The organism is Sphingobium indicum BiD32, from assembly GCF_000382885.1.
In the GTDB taxonomy this organism is placed as follows: Bacteria; Pseudomonadota; Alphaproteobacteria; order Sphingomonadales; family Sphingomonadaceae; genus Sphingobium; species Sphingobium japonicum_C.
Genome location: NZ_CAVK010000211.1, coordinates 1 through 9,889, shown reverse-complemented (window position 1 = coordinate 9,889; position 9,889 = coordinate 1). Strand labels below are relative to the sequence as shown.

9 protein-coding genes are annotated in these 9,889 nt (G+C 60.0%); 5 read left to right on the top strand and 4 right to left on the bottom strand.

The annotated features are described in order from the left end of the window. Positions 1 to 416 precede the first annotated feature (416 nt). The 4 genes from trbF to EBBID32_RS19520 are packed head-to-tail and all read left to right on the top strand — an operon-like array spanning position 417 to position 3,560. Positions 417 to 1,100: a conjugal transfer protein TrbF gene (gene trbF, locus EBBID32_RS19535; protein ID WP_006964545.1), complete on the top strand. Its 684-nt coding sequence runs from the start codon at positions 417 to 419 to the stop codon at positions 1,098 to 1,100. Continuing rightward, entirely contained in the window at positions 1,097 to 2,014 is a 918-nt protein-coding gene (gene trbG / locus EBBID32_RS19530; RefSeq protein WP_006964544.1) for a P-type conjugative transfer protein TrbG, read from the top strand. The genes trbF and trbG overlap by 4 nt, the downstream gene beginning before the upstream one ends. Further along, entirely contained in the window at positions 2,011 to 3,336 is a 1,326-nt protein-coding gene (locus EBBID32_RS19525) for a TrbI/VirB10 family protein (protein ID WP_006964543.1), read from the top strand. The genes trbG and EBBID32_RS19525 overlap by 4 nt, the downstream gene beginning before the upstream one ends. Further along, positions 3,333 to 3,560 carry a DUF2274 domain-containing protein gene (locus tag EBBID32_RS19520; protein WP_006964542.1) on the top strand — a complete coding sequence of 76 codons (228 nt, stop codon included), beginning with the start codon at positions 3,333 to 3,335 and terminating at the stop codon, positions 3,558 to 3,560. The genes EBBID32_RS19525 and EBBID32_RS19520 overlap by 4 nt, the downstream gene beginning before the upstream one ends. On the opposite strand, the gene EBBID32_RS19515 is transcribed toward EBBID32_RS19520, so the two are convergent. Beyond that, on the bottom strand, positions 3,548 to 4,444 hold the full coding sequence (locus EBBID32_RS19515; protein ID WP_006964541.1) for a LysR family transcriptional regulator: 897 nt from the start codon (positions 4,442 to 4,444) through the stop codon (positions 3,548 to 3,550). The genes EBBID32_RS19520 and EBBID32_RS19515 overlap by 13 nt on opposite strands. Positions 4,445 to 4,650: 206 nt before the next feature. Here EBBID32_RS19515 and EBBID32_RS19510 point away from each other — a divergent pair, with 206 nt between their 5' ends. Continuing rightward, positions 4,651 to 5,403, top strand: coding sequence for an NYN domain-containing protein (locus EBBID32_RS19510; RefSeq protein ID WP_006964540.1), 753 nt, complete (start codon positions 4,651 to 4,653; stop codon positions 5,401 to 5,403). A 92-nt stretch (positions 5,404 to 5,495) separates the two neighbouring features. Here EBBID32_RS19510 and EBBID32_RS19505 read toward each other — a convergent pair whose 3' ends face one another. The 3 genes from EBBID32_RS19505 to EBBID32_RS23780 all read right to left on the bottom strand — a co-directional run. After that, positions 5,496 to 8,267: a DEAD/DEAH box helicase gene (locus tag EBBID32_RS19505; RefSeq protein ID WP_037491992.1), complete on the bottom strand. Its 2,772-nt coding sequence runs from the start codon at positions 8,265 to 8,267 to the stop codon at positions 5,496 to 5,498. A gap of 9 nt (positions 8,268 to 8,276) precedes the next feature. Beyond that, a complete protein-coding gene (locus EBBID32_RS19500; RefSeq protein WP_006964538.1) occupies positions 8,277 to 8,777 on the bottom strand; it encodes a hypothetical protein in 501 nt (166 codons plus the stop codon). Further along, positions 8,774 to 9,889, bottom strand: a 1,116-nt coding sequence (locus tag EBBID32_RS23780; RefSeq protein ID WP_196805701.1) for a hypothetical protein, incomplete at its 5' end; no start/stop codon positions are given. The genes EBBID32_RS23780 and EBBID32_RS19500, both read right to left, overlap by 4 nt.

The following is a 9,889-nucleotide window of genomic DNA, read 5'->3' as shown; positions in this document are numbered from 1 at the left end:
CGTCGGCAGCGTCAGATGTGTATAAGAGACAGGCCACGGGCGGTGCCCGCGCGGCAGGCGGCGCGTCGGGTGCCTATTCTGCCGGTGCGGCTGGCAAAACCGGACGGGCTGCGGCTGCCTCGGGTCTCGCCAATGTCGCAAAATCAGCCGCAAGCAGCGCGGCGTCACCACTTCGCCGCGCCGCGGACAGCCTCAAAGCGAACTATGCCGCTGGCAAGGCCGGGACGCCCGCCAATGCGGCAGCGACCGGCGCTGCCGATGGCCCTCCTGCATGGGCCACCGCGATGAAGCGCCGTCAGGCGATGACGCAGGGTGCCAACATGGCCTCGCACACCCTCAAGGGCGGCGACAGCCACGGCGGCGGCTCTGGCCCCGACATCTCCGACAAAAGCTGAAACTTCCGAAAAGGATCCTACATGTTTCGACGCCCCTCTATCCGCTACGGGACCAGTCCCGAGCCCGTCACGCCCTATCAACACGCCGCCCAGGTCTGGGACGACCGCATCGGTTCCGCACGGGTGCAGGCGAAAAACTGGCGGCTCGCCTTCTTCGGTTGCCTTGCGCTTTCGGGAGGGCTGGCAGGCGGTCTCGTCTGGCAATCGGCGCGCGGCACGATCACGCCCTGGGTGGTCGAGGTCGACAAGCTCGGCCAGGCACAGGCCATCGCGCCTGCCGATGTCGATTATCGCCCGACCGACCCGCAAATGGCGTTCCACCTTGCTCGCTTCATCGAGCAGGTGCGCGCCATTCCCGCCGATCCGATCGTGCTGCGACAAGACTGGCTCAGGGCTTACGACTTCACCACCGACCGCGGCGCGCAGGCGCTCAATGACTATGCGCGCAACAACGATCCCTTTGCCCAAGTCGGCAAGGTGCAGGTCGCGGTCGATGTGTCGAGTGTCGTTCGTGCGTCGGACGACAGCTTTCGCGTCGGCTGGACCGAGCGGCGTTACCAAGATGGCGCACTTCTCGAGACTTCGCGGTGGTCAGCGATCCTGACCACCGTCGTGCAGCCACCTCGCACCCCCGATGCCCTGCGCAAGAATCCGCTCGGCCTATTCATCAACGCTATCAACTGGTCAAAGGAGCTTAGCCAATGATCCGCCCGACGCGCGCCCTGCGCACATCGATTATGCTCTCAGTGGTAACACTGATCTGCATCCCTGCCCAAGCCATTGCGCGCGAACAGCGCACTCAGCCGCATCCAATTCCTGCTGCATCGGCGCAGACCGTTGAGCCCGCCGACCCGCGCACCCGTGTTGGAAGGGCCAACGCCGCAGCGCGCGTGGAACCGGAGCGCACCAGCTATTTCAATGCCATCCAGCAATATGCCTACACCGACGGCGCTCTGTTCCAGATTTACACCGCACCTGGGCAGATTACCGACATCATGCTGCAGGAAGGCGAGGAACTGGTAGGACCGGGGCCGGTCGCATCGGGCGATACGGTCCGCTGGATCATCGGCGACACGGTGAGCGGTGCCGGAGCAGTTCGCCGCGTGCACATCCTCGTCAAGCCGACGCGGGCCGACATTCGCACCAACCTCATCATCAATACCAATCGGCGCACCTATCATCTTGAACTCAGCGCGACGAACTCGACCTATATGGCCGCAGTCTCCTGGACCTATCCGCAGGATGCCTTGATCGCCCTGCGAACTGCTGAGGCCGAGCGTGAACGCACGGCTCCGGTGGCAGCGGGTATCGATTTTTCTGCTTTGAATTTTCGCTACCGCATCGCGGGCGATCGCCCCGAATGGCGGCCAGTGCGTGTGTTCGATGATGGCCGGCAGGTGTTCATCGAGTTTCCGGGTGACATCGCGAGCGGCGATATGCCGCCGCTGTTCGTGATTGGCGCGGATCAGGCGGCTGAGCTGGTGAACTACCGCGTGCAGGGCCGCTACATGGTTGTCGACCGGCTGTTTGAGCGCGCGGAACTGCGGCTTGGCGCAGGCAACAGCGCCAAGCAGGTTCGCATTGAGCGTGAACGCGCACGCCGCCGGAGCCGCTCATGAACAGGCGACCGCAGGATGACGGCGTGCCACCGGTCACCAACCGGATTGTCGGGGATGAAGTCGAGATCGACGTTGAAACTGACGTTGAGGTCGATGCCGAAGGCGATGAGCCAGACGACGAGCGCCAGGTTGCACCGGCCAACTCCGACGGGTTTCGTCTTGGCGGGGAACCGCCGCGCGTCATGCGACTGTCGCGCAAGGCACTGGCGACTCTTGGTCTCCTCGCCAGCGTCGGGATTGGCGGTTCGCTGATCTACGCACTTCAGCCCAAGAACCACGCGCCAGCCGAGAATCTCTACGACACGAACAGCCGCAACCGCGCGGACTCGGTCAACGGTGCGCCTGCCAACTACGGCGACGTGCCCAAGTTGGGGCCTGCACTTCCCGGTGATCTCGGCGGCCCGATCGTTGCCGCACAGCGGGGCGGACAGAATGTCCCGATCCCGCCCATTGGCGCCGCCACGGCTGCGGGACAGCCCGATCCGCGGATTGCCGCGGCCGAGCAAGCGCGCGAGCGCGCCGCGCAGCAACGTGACAGCGCCCGTACCAGTCGCCTGTTTCTTGCCGGAGAGACCGGAACGACCGACAATCGGTCTGCAACCGCAGTAGGGCCAGCGCCATCAGCTTCGATACCAGGTGGCGATCCAGCTCAACCGTCGGCACCAACTGCCACGTCCAGTCGCCGCGCCTTTCTCGACCAGCGGGGCAACCGCAGCACGGAAAGCCCTGAGCGCATCATGCGCCTTGCATCGCCTTACGTTGTGCAGGCCGGAAGCGTGATACCGGCAGCGCTCATAACCGGCATCCGGTCCGACCTTCCAGGTCAGATCACAGCGCAGGTTACACAAAACGTATACGACAGCCCCACGGGCCGCATACTTCTGATCCCCCAAGGCTCAAGGCTGATCGGTGAATATGACAGCGACGTAGCAGCCGGACAGAACCGCGTGCTGCTGGCGTGGGACCGCCTCATCCTTCCCGGAGGTCAATCGATCCTGCTCGATCGCCTGCCCGGCGCTGATGCTGCCGGTATGGCCGGCCTTGAAGACCAGACCAACTATCATTGGGGCAACATGCTCAAGGCCGCGCTCATTTCGACATTGCTGGGGGCTGGTACGGAACTCATCTCGAACGGTGATAGCGATCTCATTCGGGCGCTGCGTTTCGGCACGCAGGACACCGTAAGCCAGACCGGCAGGCAGGTCGTACAGCGGCAATTGAACGTTCCGCCAACCCTGACCGTGCGCCCCGGATTTTCGCTGCGCATCATCGTGACGCGCGATCTGGTGCTCGAACCTGTGCCTGCAGGAGGAACGCGATGACCCGTCTCAAACTGGCTGATCTAGCCGATGAAAAACCAGTGCGGCTGACCTTGGAGCTCTCTGCACGACTTCACCGCGATCTGGTAGCTTATGCGCTCGCGGTAAACGGCGGGGATGCCAAAGGTGCGCCGACCGCCGAGCGGCTCATTCCGCCCATGCTTGAGCGGTTTATCGCAACCGACCGGGCTTTTGCCAAAGCGCGCAAGACACCTCAGACGGGGTAACGCTCGTTGATCAGGGTGAAGAAGCGTTGCAGCGCCGGATTGTCATTGTCTTCGCGCCAGTAAACCGAAAATTCGAGGCGCGTCGTGCCGTTCTGATCGTGGATATCGCGGAAATGGAGATCCGGCCATGTCACCCCCTGCGAGGCTTCGGTTGCGATCGATATGAAACGACCGACCGACACAATGCTCAGCACGCTCTCGAGGCTGGTATTCTGCACGATGATGTTCGGCCGCCCGCCTTGCCCGGTCAGCCGCGCAGCAAGCAGATTGGCCAAAGTCGGACCAATACCGCCGCCCGGCACCACGAACACTTCGCGGCGTAGATCGCTCCAGTAGATCCGGTCGTTTTCAAGAAGCCGATGGCCCGACTGCAAGGCGACCATCAGCCTGTCAGACCAGACCGAGCGCGCCAGAATGCCGCCCTCTTCCATCCCGGCCGGTGCCACCGCGACATCGATGGTTCGCGATTGCAAGGCATTCATCAGCTTTTCCGGAGCGGCTTCCTCGCCATCGAACTGGACGTCAGGAAATCGGGTCAGATACTCGGAGAAGGTCTGCTTCAGATTGCCTGCCATCAGGGAGGAACTGTAACCGACGGCAAGCCGTCCCTGCTCGCCATAGCTGACCGCCCGCGCGGTAGTTTGCAGATTGTCGATGTCAGTGATGATGCGCCGCGCAGACTCAAGGAATACCTGGCCCATCTCGGTTGGCTCAGCTCCCCGTGTCGAGCGCGTAAACAACTTGATGCCGAGTTTGTCCTCAAGTTGCGTAACCCGCAGGCTCAGCGTCGCCTGCTTCATGTTGAGCGCCGTGGCAGCACGGGAAAAGCTGCGGGTATCTGCGGTCAGAACGGCGTAGCGGAGTTGCCGAACCTCGATGGTCATGCTGCTAATGCTCCCCCGTTCTCTTTCTTGCCGACATTGAGGCGCAATCGGACTGAAATCGCAATATAAATTCGCGATAATGGAACGAGGTCAGAGATCGATCCGTAAATTTACTTGCCCAGTCAGGCGGATGCCGGAATTTAACTTCAAATCTGTTTGATCTATTTTGGAGACAAATTTTAAGGGCGGCGTGGTAAGGGTTCGACATGTCGAATGAACCCCGTGCTCCACGTCTTGCTGTCCTCATCGACGCTGACAATGCCTCCTCCCGTATCGCTACCCGTCTGTTCGAAGAGATCGCCAAGATCGGTGAAGCCAGTGTGCGCCGGATTTATGGCGACTTCTCCGGAACCCGCCTCAAATCCTGGGCAGAGGTGCTTTCAACCCACGCAATCCGGGCGCAGCAGAATTTCGCCTACACCACCGGCAAGAATGCGTCTGACATTGCGCTCGTGATCGACGCCATGGACCTGTTGCATACCGGGCGCTTCGACGCCTTCTGCCTGGTATCGTCTGACAGTGATTTCACCGGGCTTGCTGCCCGAATCCGCGAGCAAGGCATCGATGTATATGGCTTCGGCGAGCAGAAAACCCCCGAGAGCTTCCGCCAGGCTTGTCGACGCTTCATCTACACGGAAAATCTTCTGCCGGAGGCGCCAACCTCGGAAGAGCCCGAACGCGCCGATCTGCGTCCTGCGGCAGCCAAACAAGCCCCAAGCGGGGCCGCCCCGCTTATTCGCAAGGCCATTGCGCAGCTGGACGATGACGGTGGCTGGGTTCCCTTGGGCCGAGTGGGCCAGCGTCTCGCTGAACTCGCGTCGGATTTCGATCCGCGTACCTATGGTCAGGCCAAGCTCAGCGATCTCGTCGACAAGGCGGGTGCCTTCGAATCTCGGAGGACGGAGTCAGGGCATGTCCAAATCCGGCTAAAAAGCGTCAACGCGAAGGGCAAAAAATAGATTCGACGGCGCAATACCGTCCGTCATTTCATTTGCGTGGTTCGGACCATCTATCGGGCGGGCCAACTCTACAGGTGGGAAACCCTCGCGTTTTATCTGCCCGAAATTTCCACGTACCCAATTAGCTCGGCAGAATAGCTTCCATCACCAGTCGCCAGCCCCTTGTGTTTGAGCTCGCGTTGCAGAGTTGGCTCAACCACATTTCTGAACAGCTCCAGCCTTTCCTCGGCCGTCAGGAAGGGTTTGGCGACCAGTGCGTTCAGATACTGGGCCGACTGCCTTTCGATCGCAGGCATCCGGGCACCGTCCGGCTGCACCGCAATTGTCTGGATTGTGGTCCGCCGCTCACCATTCGCGACAGCGGACTCAACAATCCAGAACGACAGTAGTGTGGGGCTGATGTCATCGCTGGATACGGAAAGGCCCAGTTGTTCTGGCGCCAGCCCTCTCCAGCGACCTAGTTCTTCCTGAACCAACGGGTGGTCCAAGCCGAGCAATTCGATGCCTTCCTGGCTCGTGGCGACATCGCGATCGAGCGTGAAACGCACCTTGCGCGACCCATCAACGACCGTCAGATCGTAAGTCTGATCATCCACCTTTGCGAGCCGCTGGTGTCGGTCAGGAAGAGCGGATGACATGAACTGGACGATCCGCCCCATGCCAGTCGAGACGTCTGAAAATGGCTGATACTCGTCGAGGCTGAATCCATCGAGGTCCTGGAACAGATCAAACACGACTTCCCGAGCCTCTCTGGCATTGGATAGCGCTGCCTCGAGTTCTACTGTGGTTCGTTGCAGGGTGGGGTCAGACAGCGCCTCCTGATAGACGCGGTCGTAGTTCAAGCGTTCGGATAGCTGGCCCAAAATCTGGGCCCGGAGATCCTCAGCGACATTGCCCTGATCGTCAACCTTGCCCAGTGTCCGGGCGATCTCGGTGAGCTTGTCATCCAAGAGCAGGAATATCCGCCCCTCAATCGTGTCCGAAAGAACGAGATTATAGACCTGCGCAGTGTGCGCCTGGCCGTAGCGATGGATGCGCCCGATCCGCTGCTCCATATCCATCGGATTCCAGGGTAGATCGAAATTAAACAGGATACGGGCGAACTGGAGATTAATTCCTTCACGCCCGGCTGCGGTGCAGACCAGAACACGGGGGCCATCTTTCATCCGGAAGCGGCGCTCAGCGGCGGTCTTGGCGCCATGGTCGCCGCCGCGCAGCACGACAACGCCTTGGCCAGGATACGCTTGCTCGATCTCACGGGCGATCAGATCGACCGTACCGAGATAGGTCGCAAAGATGACGACCTTCTCGCCAGGATTTTGACGCCAAAGCGTTCCCAAACCATCCAGCAGCTTCTGGACCTTGGTCTCGCGTGATGGCGGGAACGATTCGAGCAGGTCCCCGATACGCAGCCGTTCCTCCGGCAGATGAAGATCCACGACCGACGAGGCGATGTCTTCGACGTGCGACGCAGCGAACTCACTGCCATAGGGATCAGAGGCCATTTCCAGAGCATCGTCGTCGAGCTTTCTTGCAAGCCGATACTTGAGATCAGCCATCACTCGGTCGACTTCGCTGCGCCCCATCGGGTCGCGGCCGAGGTCCCATTCCAGATGGATCAGTTCGCGGGCTTCATCGTACAGTCGCTCGCGACCTTCGATATCGAGCTCGCGGTCGCGGAGAAGGGCTTCCTTGAGTGTCAGCATCAAGAGTCGACGCTTCAAGGTCCGGCGGACAGCAGCGAAGCTCGAAGCCGCGATCTTCTGGAAAATCGCCATCAGAAAGCCTAAAGCCCGCCCTTGGTTACCCTTGCGCTTGGCCAGATCGAAACCGTCCTCGAGATACTCCCGCAGCTTTTCGTAAAAGTCGCGTTCCTGCTCCTGCATAAGGAAAGACTCGGTGTGCACCCAGCGCCTGGCAAACAGCGGCTCACCGTCCGGTTTGCAGGCGTCCGCCTTTGTCCGGCGGTACATGACCGTATTCAGGCGGTGCCTGTGCTCCACCATCTCCTCGGGTCCGCCAAACAAGGTCGGATTGAGCAGCTGGATCAGCATCCAGAATTGGAAGTGGTTGCCCTGGTGAGGCGTGGCCGACAGCAGGAGGAGGTCCCGCGTATGCCCCTTAAGAGCCTCCGCCAGCTTGTAGTTTTCGGTCTTTTTGACCTTCCCACCGGTCCTATAGGCGGTAAGGTGATGGGCTTCGTCAAAGACCACCAGATCCCACCTTGGGGCGTCCAAAAGGCGCTTGATCCGATTTGGTCGCTTAAGCGTGTCGATACTCGCAATCAGCAGGTCATGCTTCGCGAATGCGTTGGTCTTTCGATCTGTGATGTCACCTTCTGAACCGAAAACCTCGAAGTCGAGATTGAAGATTTCGTTCAGTTCACGATGCCAGTTGTTCACCAGCCCTGCCGGCACCACCATGAGCGCGCGGTTGAGTTCTCCGCGGCTGGCCAGCTCTCTCAGGACCAGCGCGGTCTCGATCGTTTTGCCCAGTCCCACTTCATCGGCGATCAAAAACCTGCGGGGTGATGCCGTCGCAATCCGGTGTGTAAGGACCACCTGATGCGGCAAAAGGTCGATGCGAGCTGACGTCAGCGCGGAGGCGCTCTCCATCAGCGGTAGGACATGCGCCTCGTAAGAAAGCCAGGCCTGGCGTGCCCTGTCCTCTGTGCCTTCAACCGATCGAAGAATCCGCTCGGTCCGAGAGAGCTCGAGCCGTACCGCAGTGATCGGCACGCGGCGCTCGCCGACACTGAAAAACGCGCGGAGGTAGCCGTCTCGAGCAGGGTCAAGGACAACGCCTTGGCCAAACTCTTGATGTGTAATCCGTTCGCCGGGCTGTAACTGAGTTGATAAATCCACGCGCCGACCTCAGGTAATTCGCAGGTGGAAGAGTCCGGCTGGCTTGGCGCCATCGCGAAGAAGGATTTCCTGCGGATATTCGTTAGCTTCGCCCCACAGGATGCGCCCGAAGGCCAAAAGGCTATCGGTATGAGGTGCAGCGCAGCGCCATTCTACGGAGTCTGTGGCAGGGTGAAACTTGATGCGCCCATACCCAGAGGGTAGCCAAAATATTAGTGCGGCTTCGCTCTCATAATGCGCTTGGAACGAGAGGATCGCGTCTTTGACCGTTTCGCCCAGCCATGCTTCAGCATCACCGGGCACCAGCAGGTCAAGGCTTCCCTCCAGTCCAGCTACGACAAGGGTGTCGTTGCCGTTGCTAGGCAGGTCGTCTGGCCAGTTTCCTGCCGACTGGAGGAATTGCCGCAGGCTCCAAACCTCCTTAGCCACACAGACCTGATTGCGGGCTTCTTCATCCCAAATCCAGCTGGTGCCGCGCCGCTGCCAGACGGTGTCGAGTGTATGTTTCATAGATCATACTCCTCGAACAAAGAGCCCTGCTGGGGCTTAGTTGACTGGGACGCGGCCCAAGAATTATGGATCGTCACCGCTCGTGATGCCGCATTACGGCTGGCTTGGTCCGGCCCGTTCCGTTGCAACCATTCCAACAGGGGTTTCAGGGCCACGTGCGGCTTGAAATTTTCATTTTTCAATGTGTCAGAGGCATTGATGCCGCTGCCATCGAAGCAGGACCCGATGAGCACTAGTGCTTGGTCGAGATCTGATGTCAGTCGGCGCTTATGTTTGCCCGACCAATCGCGTGCAAAATCGAGCGGGTCGACGCGGGTAAAGACCTTACTCTTTTCCGAGCACCAGCCACGTTGTTCGAATTCGTCGGGCGTCGTGATTGAGCCTTTGAGGAACTTCTGGAGCTGATCTCGTTTCATTTCTGTGGCGGTGCCGAACGTGCGGAGGAACTGGCGCGTGATCGGCTCCGCGTTGACCGGCGGTGGTTCCTTGCCTTTGTCGGCATCCTCATCGATGAGCTGGTTGATGCCGACGAGCGCGTCCTTAACGGTGATCGGCCTTCCTTCGTCGACATAAACCTTGCCATAGTGACGGGAGAAATACTCGAGCGCCTTGCCGCGCCGGATCACCTGGATATCTGCGGCTGGCAGACCTTCCTTGGCGTGATTTTCCAGCATTGCTTGCAACTGACGCACGTCGGCCATGACTTCCCGCCGCATGCGCCCCCAGCTCACAGGGGTCGGTTCCACGGTGCGTTTGCGGCAGACATGAATAATGTCGTACTCAATGGTCTTGGAGCCGAACTCACCGTCGCCCTTGGTTTCGTCAGAACGGATCGGGTAGGTCGCCTCAAGATAGTAGCCTGCGTCGAAAAGAGACTCGAGTACGGCAACCCACGGCTCGTCCTCGCTGTGGTGAAAGGTGAACGCTAAAATCCCACCTGGCTTCAGGATGCGATGTGCTTCATGCCAACATTGGGTGAGCAACCGTTTATAAAAACCATCCGGGTCCTCCGGCTCTCGTGCACGATTTGCCACAGCCTCGAGAGACTTTGGTGTATATTCAGCACTGAAGTAATCCGGATATCGGTCTTTAAGAGCCTGATCCGAAACTAA

Excerpts from the sequence above, each read along its gene's own strand:
- trbF (WP_006964545.1), top strand. The coding sequence starts at position 417 with ATGTTTCGACGCCCCTCTATCCGCTACGGGACCAGTCCCGAGCCCGTC.
- trbG (WP_006964544.1), top strand. The coding sequence starts at position 1,097 with ATGATCCGCCCGACGCGCGCCCTGCGCACATCGATTATGCTCTCAGTG.
- EBBID32_RS19525 (WP_006964543.1), top strand. The coding sequence starts at position 2,011 with ATGAACAGGCGACCGCAGGATGACGGCGTGCCACCGGTCACCAACCGG.
- EBBID32_RS19520 (WP_006964542.1), top strand. The coding sequence starts at position 3,333 with ATGACCCGTCTCAAACTGGCTGATCTAGCCGATGAAAAACCAGTGCGG.
- EBBID32_RS19515 (WP_006964541.1), bottom strand. The coding sequence starts at position 4,444 with ATGACCATCGAGGTTCGGCAACTCCGCTACGCCGTTCTGACCGCAGAT.
- EBBID32_RS19510 (WP_006964540.1), top strand. The coding sequence starts at position 4,651 with ATGTCGAATGAACCCCGTGCTCCACGTCTTGCTGTCCTCATCGACGCT.
- EBBID32_RS19500 (WP_006964538.1), bottom strand. The coding sequence starts at position 8,777 with ATGAAACATACACTCGACACCGTCTGGCAGCGGCGCGGCACCAGCTGG.